This window comes from Streptomyces sp. PKU-EA00015 (genome assembly GCF_013387495.1).
Taxonomy (GTDB): Bacteria; Actinomycetota; Actinomycetes; order Streptomycetales; family Streptomycetaceae; genus Streptomyces.
This window is the reverse complement of the sequence record NZ_JABZEE010000050.1, coordinates 96,360-117,365: the sequence shown is the minus strand read 5'-3', so window position 1 is coordinate 117,365 and position 21,006 is coordinate 96,360. Positions and strand designations below refer to the sequence as shown.

Here is a 21,006-nt window from a genome sequence, read left to right as displayed (position 1 = left end):
TGGACTGTGCGACTTCGCTCAGGGATTCCCCAGATCCCCTGAGCATCACCACCGCGATACAGGAACCGGCTGCCCCAGCCGGTTTTACCCCCCAACCCCCTTTGCACGCATGGCGTTATTGGAACACCCGGCGGAATCCGATGACATCAGGACAGCCGGGCAATCAGAGAATTACACATCACTGGTCGGGTAGCCACGGTTTCATAGGGCAGACGAGAGGTGAAAGTGCTGCAGAGGAGGCGCGTGCCCCGGATCGCACGCCCCCTAGCGCAGCTGTGAAACGGCGATGGGGCAGAGATGGGGCGCGGCGCTACCTGTCGGTCTATGGATGGTGAATCCTGGGTGCAGCGTCGGGAGGAGAGATCATGCCCGTTACCGCTCGTACCAAGTCCGACAGTGAAAGGAGCAACGCCCGCGGCCGTCCCCCCGCTGCGTAGCGGTGGTGAACCGGGGTCGAGCGTGCGGTGCGCGCGGGGCATGGCCGCGGGCCGCTCAGTCCCGCGGGGGCTGATGCGATTACAGGGACCGTTCGGGAAGCGTGCGTCGGTCAGCTGATGGCCAAGTCCACTGCGGGGCAAAGCCCCCGGGCCGGGTATCGAAGTCCTGCGGTGCGGCGACCATACAGCGCCCGGGTGCGCTTGTGCGGATGAGCAGGCGCAGGTCGCGCTCTCACTCGCGCCTTCATCGCCCACGGACAGGCCTATGGCTGGGACAACGCACCTGCGTACCTCCTGCGTTCGCTGCCGCGGCATGCGCTGCGTGGCCGAGCCGTGGATGACCTGCTCGCCGACATGACGTACCCACTCCACGCCGACCTGCGCCGACTACTCCCCGTGGTGGGGCCGGCTCGGACAACCGAGGCACGAGGGCATGCGCTGATTCTGCGTCAGACGCCCCTGGCCATCGACGCGGGCCCTGCGGAGCGCGCGGCACTGTTCAGCGTCACCGAAGCCCAGGAGGGGCTTGGCCGTACCTACCGGGAGTACGCAGCCGACAGCCGCTACCGGGCCGCGTGGGCGGTGGTCACTCCGCAGGCCAAGGAAGCGGTCCTGGAGGGGCACACGGAAGAAGTCCGCGCCGTCTGCGACCTCATCGTCAAGGGTCGTTCCATGCGCGCCAGCGCAGCCGAGGACGGCACTCTGCGTCTTTGGGATCCGGTTCTGGCCCGGGTGACAAGGGTCCTGCGGCCCCGATTCGGCGGGATCAGGGCGCTGTGGGAGTGCTCGATCGACGGTCACCCGCACCTGGCCATCGGAACCGGGGGGCGTAGTGCGCCTTTGGGATCCGACGACAGAGGCCGGTGCCGGCCAACTCCTCACGCTGAGGGGGCATAGCAGCACCGTGTACGACCTCTGCCAACTTCAGGTCGGGGGGCAGTACGTACTTGACCATCGCCAGTGCGGACAAGACCGTACGTCTATGGGATCCCACCACTGAAGAATGTGTGCGGGTGATCACAGGGCACACCGACTGGGTCAACACTGTGCGCAGCGTCCCATCGCTCCACGGCGATCTCCTCGCTTCGCAGGCATCGGCGCAACCGTGCGCCTCTGGAATCCCCTCTCCAGTGAGACGCCGCTGCACATGCTGACCGGGCACAAAGACGCGATCAACGCCATGTGCGCGATCGAGGTCGGCAGTCACGTGCTCCTGGCCACCGGCGGCGCGGATGCGACCATACGGCTATGGGATCCCGTGACAGGGGAAACCGTACGGACCATCCATCGCAGTGCGGAGCCGGTGCTCAAGCTGTGCCCGCTGGAGGTGGAAGGCAAGTCACTGCTCGCCTGTACGACCGGCGATGCCATACAGCTGTGGGATGCCGCTTCTGGCGACGCTGTCCTCACGCTGCGTGGACACAGCGACGATATTGGGGCGCTGTGCACACTGCCCGTTCACGGACGCACGTTCCTCGCGAGCGGTGGCCTCGACCACACGGTGCGCCTCTGGGACCCCGCGAGGGTGCAGGTCACCGAAGCCCATGCTGTTCACGCGGTGTGCGTGGTGTCCGTGGATGGAAATGCCGTCCTGACCTGAGCGGCCCGCGTGACTGGGGTGGCTGGCCATCGACGGCACTCATTGGGAGGCCGCCGATCACTCGGCCCGACCTTCCGGGCGACGGAGAAGGAGCGCCGCACCACGCGCCGCGCTCACCTCGATGCCAATGCCGCCCTCCGCGAAGGCCGGAAGGGCAAGCGGAAGATCACCAGCGCCGCCACGATGCACCGCATCAACGCCACCCTCAGCTCGTTCCTGGGCAGCGGCATCAAGCGCGGCGACTGCATGACCAACTGGGCCACGATGGTCGAGCTGCCGCCGATCAAGCGACTCAAGGCGCTGGTCTGGATGCCGGAACGGGTCGCAGAGTGAAAGCGCACGGGTCACCTACACGAGCGGCCTGCCTCAGCTCCTGACCGCCGAGCGGAATCCAGGAGCGCGGTCGTACCCCGATCCAAGAAGGTCGGTCCCCGACGAGACAAGCCGACGCGACCGGACAAGCAGGACGAGGCACTGGAGACGGGCGTGGACACCGAGGGCGATGAGCCGGATGAGGGATTCCGTCCCGCCGCGTGACCTGCGTCCCACACATTGCCCCGACATGCGTGATTGCATGATCGGACGGGCTGACAAGAGCCTGTTGCACTTGGCTCCCGCTGACAAAGATGCTGGCAGAACGTTTGTTCACCGCTGGTCTGTGGTGGGGCGGGTGGGACTCGAACCCACGGCCGACGGATTATGAGTCCGCTGCTCTAACCGGCTGAGCTACCGCCCCTCACGGCGCGTCGCGCACATTTGTGCGCGCCGTCTGCCGCAGCATAGCCGGTCATACGATCTCCTGCCTCGCACGGTCGGCAACGCTCGACCATGAGGACTTCCCTGCGTGCCGCCCGGTTCCGGATGTCGCGCAGAACATAAGGAAGACCCTCCGGAACGCGAAAAAGGACCCTCGTCGGGGCCCTCTTCCGTCTCTGCTCCCCCGGCTGGACTCGAACCAGCAACCCTCCGGTTAACAGCCGAATGCTCTGCCAATTGAGCTACAGGGGATCGCGCTCCCCCGACTGGACTCGAACCAGTAACCTGCCGGTTAACAGCCGGCTGCTCTGCCAATTGAGCTACAGGGGATCGCGCTCCCCCGACTGGACTCGAACCAGTAACCTGCCGGTTAACAGCCGGCTGCTCTGCCAATTGAGCTACAGGGGATTGCTGCGTGTGCACCGAACGCACCTGCCGGGGTGCTCCCGGAGGGCGTGCGCTCGCTGCGACACATACATTAGCGCAAGCAGGGGGGTGCTCCGCCAATCGGTTCGGCACCGCGTGATCACGGGCCTCGACGGGTAGGCGGGCAGCACCGACGCAACGGAAGGTGACACCCATGCGGTACAAGCTCACGTTCGTCGTGGGACTGGCGATCGGCTACGTGATCGGCACACGGGCCGGCCGAGAGCGCTACGAGCAGCTCAAGAAGTCCGCGCGGCAGTTCTCCCAGAACCCGGCGGTGCGCAACGCCGCGGAGTCGGCCGCCCACAACGGACGCGAGGCGGCGGGCAAGGCGTTCCACGCCGTGAGCGACAAGGTCGGCGACCGGGTGCCGGAGTCGGTCGCGCAGCGGGTCCGCGCACTGAGGGAGCGGGGCTCCGGCAGTGAGGACGAATGGGGAACGAGCAACACCTGACACGCGATGCCGCCGGTGAACCGGCGGCATCGCCGTTTTCCGGCGCCTGCCGGCTGCACATGGGACGAGACCGCTCCCGGCGTACGGCAGAATTCCGGACATGGGGATAGTCGCCGGATTGGACAGCTCGTCCGCGTTCACACGCATCGTCGTCTGCGACGCGGACACAGGCGCAGTGCTGCGCCAGGGATACGCGCCGCATCCCGTCGAGCCCAAGGCCACCGAGATCGATCCACAGGCGTGGCTGCTCTCGCTCGGCGAGGCGGCCGGCGGCGGTCTGCTGGAGGGCGTGGAGGCCATCGGCGTCTCCGCCCAGCAGCACGGCCTGATCACGCTCGACGCGCAGGGCGGCCTGGTGCGGCCCGCACTGCTCGGCAACGACAAGCGGGCTCAGGTCGCGGCGGCCGATCTGATCGACGCGCTCGGTGGGCGCCAGGCGTGGGCGGAGGCCGTCGGATCGGTTCCGCAGGCCGCCCAGCCCGTGGCCAAGCTGCGCTGGCTGGCCCGGAGCGAGGCGCAGGCCGCGCAGCGGGTGGCGGCCGTGATGCAGCCGCACGACTGGCTGGTGTGGCAGCTGCTCGGCCGCCCCGCCCGCCGGACCACCGACCGCGGCGGCGCCTCCGGCACCGGCTACTGGTCGGCCGGCACCGGCTCCTACCGTCCCGACCTCGTCGAGCTCGCGCTCGGGCACCCGTGTGCGCTGCCCGAGGTGCTGGGCCCCGCCGACGCCGCCGGGACGACGCCGGAGGGGCTGCTGATCTCGGCGGGCACCGGGGAGACCATGGCGGCCGCATTCGGGCTCGGCGTCGGCACCGGCGACGCGGTGGTGTCGCTGGGGGCCTCCGGTTCCGTGATGGCCGTGCACCACGAGGCGCTGGCCGACCCGACGGGAATGATCACCTCCTTCGCCGACGCGACGGGGATGCACCTGCCGGTCGTGCACACCCTCAATGCCGTACGGGCACTGCGCGGCACGGCCGAGCTGCTGGGCGCGGCCGACCTGGCCGAGCTGTCGGCGCTCGCCCTGAAGTCCACTCCCGGCTCGTCCGGCCTGGTGCTGCTGCCGTACCTGGAGGGCGAACGCACCCCCCAACTTCCCTACACGGCAGGCACCTTGAGCGGGCTGCGGCGTGAGTCGATGAAGCCCGAGCACCTGGCCCGGGCCTCGTTCGAGGGCATGCTCTGCTCGCTGGCCGACGCGCTGGACGTGCTGCGCGGGCGCGGGGTCGACGTGCGCCGCGTGTTCCTGCTCGGGGCGGCCGCCGAACTGCCGGCCGTCCAGGCCATCGCCCCCTCCATCTTCGGGACGCAGGTCGTCGTGCCGCAGCCCGCGGACTACGCGGCCCTGGGCGCGGCCCGGCAGGCCGCGTGGGCGCTGGGCACCGCGCGGGGGACGCTGTCCCCGCAGGCGCCGCCGGCCTGGCAGGGCGCCGCCGCACAGGTCTTCGAGCCGGGCGAGGATGCCGCGGTGGGCAAGGCGGTGCGCCAGCAGTACGGGGCGACGCGGGACCAGATCCACCCGGGGGCGTTCGGCTCCGCGGTATGACAATCTGCTTTTGACTCGGGCTTGGGGAAAACCCTTGGGGGTTCGGCGGCCGGGTGCCGGAAGATGAGGTGACCGCCGATCTTGCCGAGCCCGAGAGACCGCACGTGCTGATAAGACTGCTGCGGACCTACCTGAGTCCGTACAAGAAACCGATCGCCCTGCTGGTGGTGCTGCAACTGCTGCAGACCAGCGCCACCCTCTATCTGCCGACCCTCAACGCCGACGTCATCGACAACGGTGTCGTCACCGGGGACACCGGGCACATCCTGACCGTCGGCGCGCTGATGATCGGCATCAGCGTGGTCCAGGTGCTGTGCAACATCGGGGCCGTCTTCTACGGCGCCCGGACCGCCGCCGCCCTCGGACGGGACGTGCGGGCCGAGGTGTTCGCTCGGGTGCAGAGCTTCTCCGCCCGCGAGGTCGGCCACTTCGGTGCGCCGTCCCTGATCACGCGGACGACGAACGACGTCCAGCAGGTCCAGATGCTTGTGCTGATGGCGTTCACGCTGATGGTGTCGGCGCCGATCATGTGCGTCGGCGGCATCCTGATGGCACTCGGGCAGGACGTGCCGCTGTCGGTCGTGCTGCTGGCGGTCGTGCCGGTGCTCGGCATCGCCGTGTCGCTGATCGTCAAGACGATGCGCCCTCTGTTCCGCACCATGCAGGAGCGGCTCGACACGGTGAACCGCGTGCTGCGCGAGCAGATCACCGGCAACCGCGTGATCCGCGCCTTCGTCCGGGACACGTACGAGAAGGAGCGCTTCCGCGGGGCGAACGACGAGCTGACGGACGTGTCGATGTCCACCGGCCGGCTGATGGCGCTGATGTTCCCCACCGTGATGACCGTGGTGAACGTGTCGTCCATCGCGGTCGTCTGGTTCGGCGCGCACCGCATCGACAGCGGGGCCATCCAGATCGGCGCCCTGACCGCCTTCCTCGCGTATCTGATGCAGATCGTGATGGCCGTGATGATGGCCACCTTCATGTTCATGATGGTGCCGCGTGCGGAGGTGTGCGCCGAGCGCATCCAGGAGGTGCTGGACACCGACTCCAGCGTCGTTCCGCCGAGCGCGCCCGTGCGCGAGCTGCGCGCCAGCGGTCATCTGGAGGTGCGCGGCGTCGACTTCTGCTACCCCGGCGCGGAGGAGCCGGTGCTGCGCGGCATCGATCTGGTGGCGCGGCCGGGCGAGACCACCGCGATCATCGGGTCGACCGGCAGCGGCAAGTCGACGCTGCTGGGGCTGGTGCCGCGGCTGTTCGACGCGACGGGCGGCGAGGTGCTCGTCGACGGCGTGGACGTGCGGGAGCTGGACCAGGAGTTGATGGCCCGCACGGTCGGGCTCGTGCCGCAGAAGCCGTACCTCTTCTCCGGCACCGTGGCGACCAACCTGCGCTACGGAAATCCGGACGCGACCGACGACGAGCTGTGGCAGGCGCTGGAGGTGGCGCAGGCAGCCGACTTCGTGCGCGGACTCGAGGGCGGTCTGAACGCGCCCGTCGCCCAGGGCGGGACGAACGTCTCCGGCGGCCAGCGCCAGCGGCTCGCGATCGCGCGGACCCTGGTGCAGCGTCCGGAGATCTACCTCTTCGACGACTCGTTCTCCGCACTCGACTACGCGACGGACGCGGCCCTGCGGGCGGCGCTGGCGCGCGAGACCGCCGAGGCGACGGTCGTGATCGTCGCCCAGCGGGTGTCGACGATCCGTGACGCGGACCGGATCGTGGTGCTGGACGAGGGGCGGGTCGTGGGGGCGGGCAGCCACCACGAATTGATGCAGGGCAATGAGACGTACCGAGAGATCGTGCTCTCGCAGCTGACGGAGGCGGAGGCCGCATGAGCGGGGGACCTGCTGCACGGATGATGGCGGGCCAGAGTCCCGGCGAGCGGTCGATGGACTTCAAGGGCTCGGGCAAGCGGCTGCTGCGGCAGCTGGCGCCCGAGCGGGCCGCGCTGTGGTGGATGCTGGCGGCCGGTGTGCTGAGCGTCGCGCTGAACGTGATCGGGCCCAAGATCCTCGGAATGGCGACCGACCTCGTCTTCGCCGGCGTCGTCGGCCGGGAGATGCCCGACGGCACGACCAAGGAGCAGGCGGTCGAGGGCCTGCGGGCGAAGGGCGACGACGGACTCGCCGACATGCTCTCCGGAGTGGACTTCACCCCGGGCGAGGGCATCGACTTCACCGCCGTGGGCAACGTGCTGCTGGTGGCCCTTGCCGTGTACGTGGCGGCGGGCCTGCTGATGCTGGTGTCGACGCGGCTGTCGATCAAGGTGATCAACCGGACCGTGTACCGGATGCGCGAGGACGTGCAGACGAAGCTGTCGCGGCTGCCCCTGTCGTACTTCGACAAGGCCAAGCGCGGCGAGGTGCTCAGTCGTGCCACCAACGACATCGACAACATCTCGCAGACCCTCCAGCAGTCGATGGGCCAGCTGATCAACTCGCTGCTCACGATCGTCGGCGTGCTGGCGATGATGTTCTGGATCTCGCCGCTGCTGGCGCTGGTCGCACTCGTCACCGTACCGGTGTCGGTGTTCGTGGCGACGCGGGTCGGCAAGCGGTCGCAGCCGCACTTCGTCGCCCAGTGGAAGTCGACGGGCGCGCTGAACGCGCATGTCGAGGAGATGTACAGCGGTCATGCGCTGGTGAAGGTCTTCGGCCGCCAGAAGGAGTCGGCGCAGGGCTTCGCCGAGCAGAACGAGGCACTGTACGAGGCCGGGTTCAGGGCTCAGTTCAACAGCGGGATGATGCAGCCGCTGATGCTCTTCGTCTCCAATCTGAACTACGTGCTGGTCGCCGTCGTCGGCGGGCTGCGGGTCGCGTCCGGCTCCCTGTCCATCGGTGACGTGCAGGCGTTCATCCAGTACTCGCGCCAGTTCTCGATGCCGCTGACGCAGGTCGCCTCCATGGCGAACCTGGTGCAGTCGGGTGTCGCGTCCGCCGAGCGGATCTTCGAGCTGCTGGACGCGGAGGAGCAGGAGCCGGACGCTCCGTCCGTCGAGCGGCCCGAGCGGACCGAGGGACGGGTGTCGCTGGAGAAGGTGGCGTTCCGCTACGAGCCGGAGAAGCCGCTGATCGAGGACCTGTCACTCACCGTCGAACCCGGGCACACGGTCGCGATCGTCGGCCCGACGGGCGCGGGCAAGACGACGCTGGTCAATCTGCTGATGCGGTTCTACGAGGTGACCGGCGGGCGGATCTCGCTCGACGGGGTCGACATCGCGAAGATGTCCCGTGAGGACCTACGGTCGGGCATAGGCATGGTGCTGCAGGACACCTGGCTGTTCGGCGGCACGATCGCGGAGAACATCGCGTACGGTGCCTCGCGGAAGGTGTCCCGTGAGGAGATCGAGGAGGCGGCGCGCGCGGCGCACGCGGACCGGTTCATCCGCACGCTGCCCGACGGCTACGACACGGTGATCGACGACGAGGGCTCGGGCGTGAGCGCCGGCGAGAAACAGCTGATCACCATCGCGCGGGCGTTCCTGTCCGACCCGGTGATCCTGGTGCTGGACGAGGCGACGAGCTCGGTCGACACGCGTACGGAGGTGCTGATCCAGAAGGCGATGGCCCGCCTGGCCCACGGCCGCACGAGCTTCGTGATCGCCCACCGGCTCTCCACGATCCGGGACGCGGACGTGATCCTGGTGATGGAGGACGGATCGATCGTCGAGCAGGGGACGCACGAGGAGCTGCTGGCGGCGGAGGGTGCGTATGCGCGGCTGTACGCGGCGCAGTTCGCACAGGCGGTGGTCGAGGTGGAGTAGCCCCCACGCACCCCTTCCCGGAACCGGGGCTTCGCCCCGGACCCGGCCGGCGGCTGCGCACAGCCCCGGCCGGGAGGGGGCGCACCCGGCGGGGGCGCGGTGGTCTCGGGTGGTGGCCGGTCCCCCGCCGTCGGGGTGCGGTCAGTCGAGGTAGCCGCGGAGTTGGTCGGCGAACGCGTGGTCGCGGAGCTTGGTCAGGGTCTTGGACTCGATCTGGCGGATTCGTTCGCGCGTCACGCCGAAGAGGCGGCCGATCTCCTCCAGCGTGCGGGGGCGTCCGTCGGCCAGGCCGTAGCGGAGCTGGACCACCTTGCGTTCGCGCTCGCCGAGCGTGGACAGCACCGCCTCCAGGTGCTCGCGCAGGAGCAGGAAGGACGCCGATTCGACCGGCGACGCGGCGTCGCCGTCCTCGATCAGGTCGCCGAGGGCGACATCGTCCTCCTCGCCCACCGGCGCGTGCAGCGACACCGGTTCCTGCGCGAGGCGCAGCACCTCGCCGACCCGCTCGGGCGGCAGGTCGAGCTGGGCGGCGACCTCCTCGGGCGTCGGCTCGTAGCCCCGCTCCTGAAGCATCCGGCGCTGGACGCGGACCACGCGGTTGATCAGCTCCACGACATGGACCGGCACCCGGATCGTGCGGGCCTGGTCGGCGAGCGCTCGGGACATGGCCTGGCGGATCCACCACGTCGCGTACGTCGAGAACTTGTAGCCGCGCGCGTAGTCGAACTTCTCGACCGCCCGGATCAGGCCCAGGTTCCCCTCCTGGACGAGGTCGAGCATGGTGAGCCCGCGGCCCACGTAGCGCTTGGCGACCGAGACGACGAGGCGGAGGTTGGCCTCGATCAGGCGGCGCTTGGCGAGCCGGCCCATGACCACCAGCCGGTCGAGGTCGACCGCGAGCCGGGAGTCCGGGTCGGGCGTGTTCGCGAGCTTCTCCTCGGCGAAGAGGCCCGCCTCGACGCGCCGCGCCAGCTCGACCTCCTCGGCCGCGGTGAGCAGCGGGATGCGGCCGATCTCGCGCAGGTACTGGCGGAACAGGTCGGAGGACGGGCCCGATCCCTCGACGGCGCGGGCCACGGGCCGGGGCGGCTCGGGCAGTTCGAGTTCGTCGGCGGCCTCGTCCTCGGCCGCGCTCGCGTCCACGGGGTCCGGCACCGCCTCCGGGTGTCCCGCTGGCCGGCCCTGCGCGGGCACCTGCTCGACGGCGGCCGTGGCGACGGCCACGGCCGCGTCGGTCTCGGTCAGGGTCTGGGTCTGCACGGGGGCGACCTCCAGGGTGATCGCTGCCGGTCGGGGGCGTGCGGCAACTCCGAGGGCTCAGGCACCGCCCCCAGTGTGCGGTACGACACATCCCTGCCACGAGGGGCGTGCGGTGACTTTTTGCGACCCGTGCGTGACCGGTCGGTTACTCGAATGCCCGGCGTGCGGGAGTCTGGGAGTATCTGCCGGTGCACAAGAGCTGTGAGTACGAGACCCATGTGACCGTGCGCTGCGGCGCCGGCGGGGAGGAGAGGCTGGACGCCTGGGCGCACGCGGCCGGGCTGAAGGTGACGCACATCGAGCTGGCGCGGGGCCGGATGGTCTCCCAGCCGATGCTGACCCTGAAGGGCGGCGACGGCTTCGCGGCCCAACGGGCCACCGCCGCGCGGCTGGTGGAACGGCTGCGGTCGGCCGGCTTCGACCCGGTGCGCGTGAAGATCGAGACCACGCCCTGGTCACCGGAGGTGGCGGCGGCCGCGGACGGGTACTTCGAGCACCACCTGAAGCTGCTGCTGGACCGGGACTTCGACCGCGAGGCGCTCACCGCGCTGGCCGTGCGGCACGGGGCGCACTTGTCGTGGAACGCGCGGAGGGTGTCCGGCGGCGGACGGCACGAGCGGTTCGTGACGCAGCGCTGCCATGGGGTGTCCGCGGCGGAAGCGGGCAGGGCGTGTGACGCGCTGGTCGCGGCGTTGACGAAGCAGGGCTACGACATCCGGTCACAGGAGCGGGAGTTCGTGCTGTACGACAGTGATCTGTCGGTCGACGACGGATGGATCGAGGAGGGGGCGGCACAGTGACGCAGGCAGGCAGGCGGCCGATTCCGGGCGGGCCGGAGGATCCGGCCGAGTCAAAGGCGGACATCGAGCGGCGCACCACGGAACTGCCGCGGACCCTGCGGGTGGGCATGGACCACCAGGGTGCGCAGCACCAGGTCTTCGACCCTGCGCTCAAGCACTTCAGCAGGGCGTTCCGGCCGTTGGACGCTGTCACGACCGATACCGCGGCCTGGCAGTCGGCCCGGCGCACCGCGCTCGACACGGTCCTCGACGCCGTCTCGCGATCGGGGTGGGCCGATTCGCTGGTGCTGCGCGGCAGCATGCTGATGGCGGCCTGGTTCCCGGGTGAGGCACGCGAGCCGAAAGATCTCGACTTCGTGGTCGTGCCCGCCGACTGGGACATCGAGGAGGAGCGCACCGGCACCATGCTGGCCGGGATCGCGTCGGCCGCGCAGCGCGCGGCCGAGGAGCGGGGCGGTCCGCTGACGATCGACGCGAGCGGCGCCGAGTCCGAGTACATCTGGACGTACGACCGGGTGCCGGGGCGGCGGATGGTGCTGCCGTGGTCCGTTCCGGGCCTGCCCGGCGGTCAGGTCCAGCTCGACTTCGTCTTCAACGAGCGGCTGCCGAGTCAGGCGGTCCGCGCCACGGTCGCGGGCACCGAGCTGCAGGCGGCGAGCCCGGAACTGTCCTTGGCGTGGAAGCTCCAGTGGCTGCTCACCGACGCCTACACGCAGGGCAAGGACCTCTACGACGCCGCCCTCCTCGCAGAGCGCCATTCGTTGTCGTACGAGCTGCTCGACGAGGTGTTCCGGCTGACCGGCGAGTGGCCGTACCCGTACCGCGAGACGGTCCTGTTCGAGGATGTCGAGGAGGCCGTCGGGTACGTCGAGTGGGACCACTTCGCCGCGGACTACCCGCAGTTCGCGGACGGCGAGCGCGTGTACGCCGAACGGCTGCTGACGGCGCTCGCCCCGACGTTCGCGGACGAGCGGTGACTCCTGGGGGCCCGGCGGGGAACGTCGACGGCCGCCGGGTCAGTCCCCGCGCGGCCCCCGGAAGTCCACCGAGGTGACGCCGTCCGATACGGACCGCTCGTCGGCCTCGCGCCCGTCCTCGCGCCGGCCCTCGCGTCCCGCCGAGGCGGGCCGAGCGGTGCGCTACAGCGCCGCCGCGCCCTGGTTGCGCAGGGACTGGGCGTACTGCTGGAGCACCCACAGTTCGTTGGCCACGGCCGCGTACCGCTCGGGGTCGGCGTTGCTTCCCAGGCGGGCCATCGTGCCCTGGATGTCGCGGATACGGCGGTCCACCGCGCGCAGCCGGACCTGGACGAGCTGCTCGCCCGCGTACGCCTCGTCGACGGTCCTGCCGTGGACCGCCTCCACCGCCAGCTCGGTGACGAGCGCGCGCACCGTGTCGTTCGGCGCGGCGTCGCGGACGCGGGCCAGGTAGCCGGGGGTGTCCCCGGCGCCCTGCTCGGCGCCGCCGGCGTCCTCGATGGTCTGGCGGACGGCCGCGTACGGCGGGGCGGTGAACTCGTCGACGCCGTAGGCGTCGAAGGCCGGCGAGACCAGGGCCGGGTACTGGAGCGCGAGCTTGAGCAGTTCGCGCTCGGTGCGGTGGGCGGGGCTGCGCAGATTGAGCGCGGGCCCGGACACGTACTGGGGCGCCGGCGCTGCCTGGGCCTGCTGCTGCGAACGCGCGGCGCCGGGCCTCTCCGGGCCGCCGCGCCCGCCGCGCTCACGGGCCCAACGAGCCAGCTGCGCCACCCGCTTGACCACGAACTGCGTGTCGAGGATCCCGAGCATGCCGGCGAGCTGAACGGCCGACTCGTGCTGGATCGCGATGTTCTTGATGCCCGCGACGACCGGGGCCGCCTCGTCGAGGGCGGCGGCCCGCCCGGCGGGGGTCTCCAGATTGTGCCGGGCCACCATCTGCCGGATCGCGAACTCGAAGAGCGGAGTGCGGGATTCGACCAGCTTCTGCACCGACGCGTCGCCCTCGGCGAGCCGCAGCTCGCACGGGTCCATACCGCCGGGGGTGATCGCGATGGATGTCTCGGCGGCGAACTTCTGGTCGTCCTCGAAGGCGCGCAGCGCGGCCTTCTGACCGGCCGCGTCGCCGTCGAAGGTGAAGATCACCTCGGCGGTGGCGTTGTCCATCAGCAGCCGGCGCAGGATCTTGATGTGGTCGCCGCCGAACGCCGTGCCGCAGGTCGCGATCGCGGTGGTGACGCCCGCGAGGTGGCAGGCCATCACGTCCGTGTAGCCCTCGACGACGACGGCCCGGCTGGTGCGGGCGATCTCCTTCTTGGCGAGGTCGATGCCGTACAGGACGTGCGACTTCTTGTAGATCGCGGTCTCGGGGGTGTTCAGGTACTTCGGGCCGTTGTCGTCGTCGCGCAGCTTGCGGGCGCCGAAGCCGACGACCTCGCCCGTGATGTCGCGGATGGGCCACATCAGCCGGCCGCGGAAGCGGTCGATGGGACCGCGGCGGCCGTCCTGGGAGAGGCCGGAGAGGACGAGCTCCTTGTCGCTGAAGCCCTTGCCGCGCAGGTAACGGGTGAGGTGGTCCCAGCCGGCCGGGCTGTAGCCGACGCCGAAGTGCTGGGCGGCCGCCTGGTCGAAGCCGCGCTCGCCGAGGAACTTCCGGCCGATCTCGGCCTCGGGGCCGTCCAGCTGCTCGACGTAGAACTCGGCGGCGATCTTGTGCGCCTCGACGAGGCGGATCCGCTCGCCGCGCTGGTGGGTGGGGTTGTACCCGCCCTCCTCGTAGCGCAGGGTGATGCCCGCCTGTGCGGCGAGGCGCTCGACCGTCTCCGAGAAGGAGAGGTGGTCGATCTTCATCACGAAGTCGAGGGTGTCGCCGCCCTCCTGGCAGCCGAAGCAGTAGAACAGGCCCTTGCTGGGGCTGACCTGGAAGGAGGGTGACTTCTCGTCGTGGAAGGGGCACAGCCCCTTGAGGTTGCCGCCGCCCGCGTTGCGCAGCTGGAGGTACTCGGACACGACGGCGTCGATTGGGACCGCGTCCCGCACCGCCTTCACGTCGTCATCGTTGATCCTGCCTGCCACGCGTGAAGTCTACGGTGGCGCGGGGACAGCGCCCTCAGCCGCCGAGTTCCGTGAGCGGGACGCTCGGGTCGCCCAGCGCCTGGGCGTCCACGCGCGCCTTGGACCGGATGAGCTGCTGGACGTTCTCGGTGACGTCCCACACATTGACGTTCATCCCCGCCAGCACCCGGCCCCCGCTCAGCCAGAACGCGATGAACTCGCGCTTGCCGACGTCGCCGCGCAGCACGACCTGGTCGTACGACCCGGGGGGCGCCCAGCCGCTGTACTCCATGCCCACGTCGTACTGGTCCGAGAAGAAGTACGGGACGCGGTCGTAGGTGACGGCCTGGCCGAGCATGGCGCGGGCGGCGGCCGGGCCGCCGTTCAGCGCGTTCGCCCAGTGCTCGACGCGCAGGCGGGCGCCGATCAGCGGGTGCTGGGCCGCGGCGACGTCACCGGCCGCGTAGATGTCGGGGTCCGAGGTGCGCAGGCTCGCGTCGACGGCGATCCCGCCGCCGTGCGCCCGGTCGGCGAGCGCGAGGCCCGCGCCCTCGGCCAGCGCGGTGCGCGGGGCGGCGCCGATCGCGGCGAGGACCTCGTGGGCGGGGTGCTCCTCGCCGTCGTCCGAACGGGCGGCGAGCACCATGCCGTCCTGGCCGATGATCTCGGTGAGGCGGGCACCGAAGTGGAAGCGGACGCCGTGCTCCCGGTGCAGCTCGGCGAAGACCTGGCCGAGCTCGGGCCCGATGACCTGGTGGAGGGGGGTGGCCTCCGGTTCGACGACGGTCACCTCGGCGCCGTATCCGCGGGCCGCGGCGGCGACCTCCAGGCCGATCCAGCCGGCGCCCGCGATGACGAGGTGGCCGTTGTCCCGGCCGAGGGCGGCGAGGACGCCGCGCAGCCGCTCGGCGTGGGCGAGGCGGCGCAGGTGGTGGACTCCGGCGAGTCCGGTGCCGGGGATGTCGAGACGGCGCGGCTCGGCGCCGGTGGCCAGCAGCAGCTTGTCGTAGTGGACGACGGCCCCGTCGCCGAGGCGGACGGACTTGGCCGCGCGGTCGATGGACACGGCCGGCTGGCCGAGGTGGAGCTCGACGTCCGCCTGCGCGTACCAGCCCGGCTCGTGGACGAAGACGCTGTCGCGTTCCTCCTTGCCCGTGAGGAAGCCCTTGGACAGCGGCGGACGTTCGTACGGGTGGTCGCGTTCGTCGCCGATGAGGATCACTCGCCCGGTGAACCCCTCCGCACGGAGGGTCTCAGCGGCCTTGGCCCCGGCCAGTCCACCGCCGACGATGACGAAGGTCCGATGTGCGTCGACCACGTGATGCCTCCTGGAGTCCCTGGACTGTTTGTCTCTGCGAGTCCTTGCACTGTTTGTCTCTGCGCCGCTCGGCCTTCAGCGAGCGTCCCGCACGGAGCTTGGCGGCGGAAGAGGGAGTGCCCCTCTGGCGTGTCAAACCGGACGAATCGACAAACGATCACCGTACCCGGCGGGCCGGGTGCGGGGAGTCAGCGGCGCAGGAGCAGCCGGGCGTGCAGGGTACGTGCGGAGGCGTCGGTGAGCGAGGCGATCTGGTCGACGATCACACGCTTGCGGGCCCGGTCGTCGGGCGCGGCCTCGAACAGTGCCCGGAACTGCGGCTCCAGACTTTCCGGCGCCCGCGCGGTGAGCGCGTCGGCCAGCTCGGCCAGCACGATGCGCTGGTCGGCGCGGAGCGCCTCCTGCTCGGCACGCTGCATCACATAGCGGTCGGCGACGGCCTTGAGGACGGCGCACTCGTGGCGCGTGGCGCGCGGGACGACGAGCTCCGCCTCGTACCGGGTGAGCCCGCCGCCGCCGAACGCATGGCGGGTGGCGCCCTCGGCGGCCAGCGCGAACCGGCCGATGAGCTGGCTGGTCGCGTCCTTGAGCCGGGCCTGGGCGACGGCCGAGCCGTCGTAGTGGTGCGGCCACCACGGCGCGTCGATCAGCCGGTCGAGCGCCTCGGACAGCTCCTCGGGAGCGGTGTCCTTCGGCACGTAACGGCCAACGGCGACGGCCCAGATCCCCTCGCGCTCGGCCGGGGACAGCAGGCAGTTGGGGTCGATGTGCCCGGCGTGCAGCCCGTCCTCGAAGTCGTGCACCGAGTACGCCACGTCGTCGGACCAGTCCATGACCTGCGCCTCGAAGCACTTGCGGTGCGCGGGTGCGCCGCGGCGCACCCAGGCGAAGACCGGCAGGTCGTCCTCGTACACCCCGAATTTCCCCGAGGACGGGTCGGTGGGGTGCCCGCCGCGCGGCCAGGGGTACTTGGTGGCGGCGTCCAGCGCGGCCCGGGTGAGGTTGAGCCCGACGCTGACGGGCTCGTCGTGGCCGGCGACGGGGACGAACCGCTTGGGCTCGATACGGGTGAGCAGCCGCAGCGACTGGGCGTTGCCCTCGAAGCCGCCGCAGTCCTCGGCGAATTCGTTGAGCGCCTGCTCGCCGTTGTGGCCGAACGGGGGGTGGCCCAGGTCATGGGCGAGGCAGGCCGCCTCGACGAGGTCCGGGTCGCAGCCGAGCGCCGCGCCGATCTCGCGCCCGATCTGGGCGCACTCCAGCGAGTGCGTCAGCCGGGTGCGGGGGCTGGCGTCCCAGGCGTGGCTGCGGGTGCCAGGGGTGACGACCTGCGTCTTGCCGGCGAGGCGGCGCAGCGCCGAGGAGTGCAGGACGCGGGCCCGGTCGCGCTGGAAGGCCGTACGGCCGGGCCGTTTGTCGGGCTCGGGCGCGAAGCGCTCGGCGTCCGCGGCGCCGTAGCCGTCGGGAGCCGAGGGGTCCGAGGCGTACGACTCGGGGGTCTTGGTCCCGGGAGCGGGCGTCTCACGGGCGTGCGGGGTGGGTGCCTGGGGGTCGGGCGGCCAGGTGATGCCGTCGGTGCCGGTGGTGCCAGTGCCATCCATGCACCGAAGGTAACCGGCGGGGCCGACAGTGGGGACCAGGAAGGCCGCAGGCAGCCCCGGTGGTTGCTCAGGCGGCCGACAGCTCCTGCTCGCGCAGGGCGTACGGGCGCGTCCGCGCCTCGTCGTAACGGTGGAGCAGCAGACGGGCGAGCGCCGGGTGGGTGCCGAGCGGGTCGGCGGCGATCCACGGTGCGGCGGCGGCGCTGCTGGTCGCGAAGAGCCCCGGCGCGGCGAAGTAGGACGCGACGGCGATGCGGTGCCGGCCACGGGCGGTGAGCGCGCGGACGGCGGCGGGGACGGTGGGCGCGAGCGCGGAGGCGTACGCGGCGACGACGGGTACGCCGCCGAGGCGTTCGCCGAGCATCTCCGCCATGCGGCGGGTGTCCTCGGCGGATTCGGGGTCACGTGACCCGGCGGATGCGAGCACGACGCCGGTGCTGCGGCTGCTGCCGTCCGCGTCGCACCAGCCGGCCTCGGCGAGCCGGGAGCACAGGGCCTCGACCAGCAGGGGGTGCGGGCCGAGGGGGCGGGCGATGCGGATGTCCGCGCCGCCGCCGGGCGCGGCCGCGGCGGCCTGCGGCAGGTCGTGCTTCACGTGGTAGCCGCGGCTGAGGAGCAGCGGCACGAGCACGGCGGGCGCTCCCCGCAGCCCGGCGAGGGTGTCGGCGAGCAGCGGCTCGTTGAGCTCGATGTGCCCGAGCCGGACGTCGAGACCGGGCCGGAGCTCACGGACCCGCTCGAGGAGAGCGGAGACGGTGCGCAGGGCGCGCGGGTCGCGACTGCCGTGGGCTACGGCGACGAGGGCCGGCCGGCGGTGGGTCGGGTGGGAGTGGGGCGGGCGGTGGTGGGCCTCGGGCATGCGCTGCGGGTTCCGTTCAGTCGGACGTGACTCAGCTGGGTGCCGAGCTGAGCGGTGATGCGCGTCAGCAGCTGAGCGGTGGTGTCGAACTGCGCGGCGCTGTCGTGGGGCATCGCGGGCTGGAGGGGCAGGGACTCACGAAGGTGTTCCGGCTCCGTCATGGACCGATGGTGGCGGTCGGAGGTTGCCGGTGTGTTGCGCGGGGGTGACGGGTGTTTTCGCCGGGCTCACGGTTGGGGTGCGGGCGGTGCGCGGGGGCGGGCGGCAGGTGGGCGGGTGGCCGCCGCGCGAGGGCGCACGGCAGGTGGGCGGGTGGCCGCTGCGCGGGCCGTTTCCCCACCCCGCCCCTTCCCGGAACTGGGGCTCCGCCCCAGACCCCATGGCCCCGTGCCCCGGCGGGCACGGATGCCCTGCCGCGCTTCGCGTGGTGCCCCCTACGGCTTGGCGGCCCCGGCCCGCATCGTGGGCGTCGGCCCGGCGTCCCGCAGGCGCGTCAATGGGCTCCTGTGCCCGGCGGGCACGGGCTTCCGGCCCCTCTTATCGCGCTTCGCGCGGTGTCCACATGTTCCTACGGCCCGGCGGCCGCGGATGCGCCCCCGGCCCGCGTCGCCGACGTCGGCGCACCGGCGGGCACATCCGGCCCCGCCCGGCGCTTGAGGCGCGGGGTTCGGGCGGAACCCCGACAGGGGCGCGGCGCGGGGGGTCCGGGCCGAGCGGCAGGGCGCGGCGCGCACCGGGACGCCGGGCGAGGCCCGGCAGGGGGTGGGCGAGGCCCGGCAGGGGGTGGGCGAAGCCCGGCAGGGGGTGGGCGACTCAGGCGTTGGGCGTGGTGAGCAGCCAGACCCTCAGCGGTCCCGCCGGCTCGCAGCCCGACCGCAGTGCCGCCTCCAGGTCGTCCCCGTGTTCGTAGCCGACCACCGGGACGTCCGGGCAGCGCGAGGTCACCGCCGACAGGCAGCCCGCCCAGGCGGCGTCCAGGTCGCCATCCCGGGTGAACAGGTTGGAGATCCCCGCCGCCCCCGGGCTCGTGCTCAGCACCGCCCCCGCGCTCACCCGGCCGTCCGCGTCGCGTGCCGCCAGGACGGTCGTCGCCGGGTCGGACAGCAGCTCCGTGCAAAACACGCCGTCGAGGCCCTGTCCGCTGTCCCACGCCGTCGCCCACTCGGCGAGTTCCACGGCCGTCGCCACCGGGGACCACCGCGTGTCCTGCGGTGCCGCGGGCACGGGCAGGTCCGCCGGGCGGTACAGCCACTGCGCCTCGAAGAGCACCTCGAACCCCGCCGCCGTCAGGTCCAGGCACGCGAAGCTGTCCTTGACCGAGGCGCCCGCGGCCGAGGTGTCGATACCGGCGAGGACGTCGGCGGCGGACGCGTCGGGGGTCAGCGTCACCGCGTCCGGGTACAGCGGCGGTGTCCGGCGGGGGTTCGTCCAGGCGCGCGCAGCGAAGGCGCCCGGCCGGCCGTGGGCGCGGCACATGGCCTCGCACCACGCGGCATTGTTACGGGCCGCTCGCAGCGCCCTGTCGCTCGTCACGGCAGTGATCATGCCAACAGGGAAGGCCACGGGACGAACTGTTTTCCCGGGCACCGCGTCTGACGTCCCGTGAGGGGTTTCCGGAAGATCTCGCGCCGCGGACAGCGGCGAATCGTGCAGGCCGTCATGCTCGGCTGCGTGCTCGCGCTCGCGCCCGCGACATGGATGCACGCCGTCGCCGACAGCCGCGTCCGCGCCGTCGCGGACGTGCCCGCGCAGGAGGTCGCCGTCGTCTTCGGGGCCGGACTGTGGAACGGCCGGCCCACTCCGTACCTCGCGCACCGCCTCGACGCCGCCGCCGAGCTCTACCGGGCGGGCAAGGTCAAGGTCGTCCTGGTCACCGGCGACAACAGCCGTGTCGAGTACGACGAGCCCGACGCGATGCGCACGTATCTGACGGAGCGCGGCGTGCCGGACGGGCGGATCGTCAGCGACTACGCCGGTTTCGACACCTGGGACTCCTGCGTCCGGGCGAAGGAGATCTTCGGCGTCGAGCGCGCGGTGCTGGTGACGCAGGGCTTCCACATCCGCCGGGCCGTCGCCCTGTGCCGTTCCGCCGGGGTCGAGTCGTACGGGGTCGGCGTCGCCGAGCCGCACGACGCGACCTGGTACTACGGCGGGGTCCGGGAGGTGTTCGCGGCGGGCAAGGGGTCGCTCGACGCCCTGCTGCGGCCCGACCCGAGGTTCCTCGGCGCGAAGGAGCCGGGCGTACGGGACGCTCTCGAGTCGGCCCACCACGGTCACAAGCGACCGCTCGGGAACTAGGGCCTCTCGTTTGGATCAGGCCGGGCTCGCGGGCCCTGGCACGCACGCTCGCCGCGTTGTCGTCGGTCGCCATGGCTCCGCCATTGTCTCCCTCCTCCGCCTTGCGATCGCACGCACCAGACCCTCCCCCTACACCCTGCGGGCGTGGGGGGACCCCCACTCACTGATCCGGCCTGATCCAAACGAAAGACCCTAGGGCGTGATCTTGCTGGTCCGGCACCGCCCACGGAGCCGAGAGCTCCTAGGCCCGGCGGCCCAGCATCGCCAGCAGCCGGCACTGGGCGCTGTCGCCCGGCGGCGGCTCGACCGGCGGCGCGAACAGACCCGATTCGGCCAGCTGGTCCGCGTACGGGGTGACCTCCTCCAGTGCGAAGGCCACGAGCGCGTCGGGCAGCCGCTCGGGGGCCCCGATCGCCCGGGACAGGTCCCAGGCGTGCACCACCGCGTCCGCGGTCATCTGCGCGCAGTAGGCGACGGCCGGTGTCTCGCCGTACGAGAGCTGCACGGTCCGCTCCAGCGCGCCGTCCGCGGCGAACGCCTTGCGGGCCGCGCGCGCGGCCGCGTCCCACGCGGCGCGCGGGCGCGCGCCGAGCACGTCGCCGTCGTGGGCATCGCCCACGTCCGCGACGGCCGCCCCGCCCGTGACCAGGTCGGGAACCCACAGCTGCTCGGCCGTGAGGTGGTTGACCAGGTCGCGTACGGTCCACTCGGTGCACGGCGTCGGATCGTCCCACTGGTCCGTGCGCACCGCGTGCACCCGGTCGGTGAAGAGGGCGAGCGCCTCGGAGTGCCGGGCGAGGAGGTCTGCCGCGTCGTCGTTCGTCATGCGGCTCACTCTCGCGCGCCGGGCACCCGGATG

Annotated in this window: 17 protein-coding genes, 4 tRNA genes and 1 pseudogene; 11 read left to right on the top strand and 11 right to left on the bottom strand. The window is 71.6% G+C overall.

From position 1 onward, the window contains the following. The first annotated feature begins 770 nt into the window (after nt 1–770). From HW130_RS27870 to HW130_RS27860, 4 genes are read left to right on the top strand one after another with little or no spacing between them, the layout of a single operon-like run. The gene (locus HW130_RS27870) at nt 771–1,334 is read left to right on the top strand and encodes a hypothetical protein (protein ID WP_177152494.1); all 564 of its coding nucleotides are present in this window, start codon (nt 771–773) and stop codon (nt 1,332–1,334) included. Continuing rightward, on the top strand, nt 1,331–1,591 hold the full coding sequence (locus HW130_RS37085) for a hypothetical protein (protein ID WP_375256597.1): 261 nt from the start codon (nt 1,331–1,333) through the stop codon (nt 1,589–1,591). Before HW130_RS27870 ends, HW130_RS37085 begins: the two co-directional genes overlap by 4 nt. Further along, on the top strand, nt 1,543–2,037 hold the full coding sequence (locus HW130_RS27865; protein WP_177152493.1) for a hypothetical protein: 495 nt from the start codon (nt 1,543–1,545) through the stop codon (nt 2,035–2,037). The genes HW130_RS37085 and HW130_RS27865 overlap by 49 nt, the downstream gene beginning before the upstream one ends. A gap of 42 nt (nt 2,038–2,079) precedes the next feature. Then, nucleotides 2,080–2,370, top strand: a complete 291-nt coding sequence (locus tag HW130_RS27860) for a hypothetical protein (protein ID WP_177152492.1) — start codon at nt 2,080–2,082, stop codon at nt 2,368–2,370. Nucleotides 2,371–2,696: 326 nt separating this feature from the next. Here the strand turns inward: HW130_RS27860 and HW130_RS27855 are convergent. The 4 genes from HW130_RS27855 to HW130_RS27840 all read right to left on the bottom strand — a co-directional run bounded on the left by HW130_RS27855 (nt 2,697) and on the right by HW130_RS27840 (nt 3,201). Then, nucleotides 2,697–2,773: transfer RNA gene (locus HW130_RS27855), tRNA-Ile, on the bottom strand. A gap of 199 nt (nt 2,774–2,972) precedes the next feature. Continuing rightward, nucleotides 2,973–3,045, bottom strand: a tRNA-Asn gene (locus HW130_RS27850). Nucleotides 3,046–3,050: 5 nt separating this feature from the next. Next, nucleotides 3,051–3,123: transfer RNA gene (locus HW130_RS27845), tRNA-Asn, on the bottom strand. Nucleotides 3,124–3,128: 5 nt separating this feature from the next. Further along, nucleotides 3,129–3,201 (bottom strand) — tRNA-Asn (locus HW130_RS27840). A 172-nt stretch (nt 3,202–3,373) separates the two neighbouring features. Between HW130_RS27840 and HW130_RS27835 the strand changes: the two genes are divergently transcribed. From HW130_RS27835 to HW130_RS27820, 4 genes are all read left to right on the top strand, one after another. Continuing rightward, a complete protein-coding gene (locus HW130_RS27835) occupies nt 3,374–3,673 on the top strand; it encodes a YtxH domain-containing protein (protein ID WP_177152491.1) in 300 nt (99 codons plus the stop codon). Between the two features lie 100 nt (nt 3,674–3,773). After that, on the top strand, nt 3,774–5,219 hold the full coding sequence (locus tag HW130_RS27830) for an FGGY family carbohydrate kinase (protein WP_177152490.1): 1,446 nt from the start codon (nt 3,774–3,776) through the stop codon (nt 5,217–5,219). Nucleotides 5,220–5,323: 104 nt separating this feature from the next. Continuing rightward, complete coding sequence (locus HW130_RS27825; RefSeq protein WP_177152510.1) at nt 5,324–7,057, top strand: ABC transporter ATP-binding protein; 1,734 nt, start codon at nt 5,324–5,326, stop codon at nt 7,055–7,057. Next, nucleotides 7,054–8,985 (top strand): ABC transporter ATP-binding protein, encoded by a 1,932-nt coding sequence (locus HW130_RS27820; RefSeq protein ID WP_177152489.1) that lies wholly within the window; start codon nt 7,054–7,056, stop codon nt 8,983–8,985. Before HW130_RS27825 ends, HW130_RS27820 begins: the two co-directional genes overlap by 4 nt. 141 nt (nt 8,986–9,126) lie before the next feature. Here the strand turns inward: HW130_RS27820 and HW130_RS27815 are convergent, their stop codons facing one another. Then, the gene (locus tag HW130_RS27815; protein ID WP_309140603.1) at nt 9,127–10,266 is read right to left on the bottom strand and encodes an RNA polymerase sigma factor; all 1,140 of its coding nucleotides are present in this window, start codon (nt 10,264–10,266) and stop codon (nt 9,127–9,129) included. A 167-nt stretch (nt 10,267–10,433) separates the two neighbouring features. Here HW130_RS27815 and HW130_RS27810 point away from each other — a divergent pair, with 167 nt between their 5' ends. Continuing rightward, complete coding sequence (locus HW130_RS27810) at nt 10,434–11,045, top strand: hypothetical protein (protein ID WP_309140601.1); 612 nt, start codon at nt 10,434–10,436, stop codon at nt 11,043–11,045. Continuing rightward, nucleotides 11,042–12,022, top strand: coding sequence for a nucleotidyl transferase AbiEii/AbiGii toxin family protein (locus HW130_RS27805; protein WP_309140600.1), 981 nt, complete (start codon nt 11,042–11,044; stop codon nt 12,020–12,022). Before HW130_RS27810 ends, HW130_RS27805 begins: the two co-directional genes overlap by 4 nt. Nucleotides 12,023–12,184: 162 nt before the next feature. On the opposite strand, the gene dnaG is transcribed toward HW130_RS27805, so the two are convergent. The 5 genes and pseudogenes from dnaG to HW130_RS27780 form a co-directional block, all read right to left on the bottom strand. After that, a complete protein-coding gene (gene dnaG, locus HW130_RS27800; protein WP_177152487.1) occupies nt 12,185–14,095 on the bottom strand; it encodes a DNA primase in 1,911 nt (636 codons plus the stop codon). Between the two features lie 34 nt (nt 14,096–14,129). Next, entirely contained in the window at nt 14,130–15,392 is a 1,263-nt protein-coding gene (locus HW130_RS27795; RefSeq protein ID WP_177152486.1) for an FAD-dependent oxidoreductase, read from the bottom strand. A 188-nt stretch (nt 15,393–15,580) separates the two neighbouring features. Beyond that, the gene (locus HW130_RS27790; RefSeq protein ID WP_177152485.1) at nt 15,581–16,990 is read right to left on the bottom strand and encodes a deoxyguanosinetriphosphate triphosphohydrolase; all 1,410 of its coding nucleotides are present in this window, start codon (nt 16,988–16,990) and stop codon (nt 15,581–15,583) included. Between the two features lie 67 nt (nt 16,991–17,057). Beyond that, a pseudogene (locus tag HW130_RS27785) lies at nt 17,058–18,010 on the bottom strand (sirohydrochlorin chelatase). Between the two features lie 652 nt (nt 18,011–18,662). Next, nucleotides 18,663–19,325, bottom strand: coding sequence for a hypothetical protein (locus tag HW130_RS27780; RefSeq protein WP_256356382.1), 663 nt, complete (start codon nt 19,323–19,325; stop codon nt 18,663–18,665). A gap of 183 nt (nt 19,326–19,508) precedes the next feature. Here HW130_RS27780 and HW130_RS27775 point away from each other — a divergent pair, with 183 nt between their 5' ends. Next, nucleotides 19,509–20,147, top strand: a complete 639-nt coding sequence (locus HW130_RS27775; RefSeq protein ID WP_177152507.1) for a vancomycin high temperature exclusion protein — start codon at nt 19,509–19,511, stop codon at nt 20,145–20,147. Between the two features lie 241 nt (nt 20,148–20,388). On the opposite strand, the gene HW130_RS27770 is transcribed toward HW130_RS27775, so the two are convergent. After that, nucleotides 20,389–20,973 carry a TIGR03086 family metal-binding protein gene (locus HW130_RS27770; protein WP_177152482.1) on the bottom strand — a complete coding sequence of 195 codons (585 nt, stop codon included), beginning with the start codon at nt 20,971–20,973 and terminating at the stop codon, nt 20,389–20,391. Nucleotides 20,974–21,006: the final 33 nt, after the last annotated feature.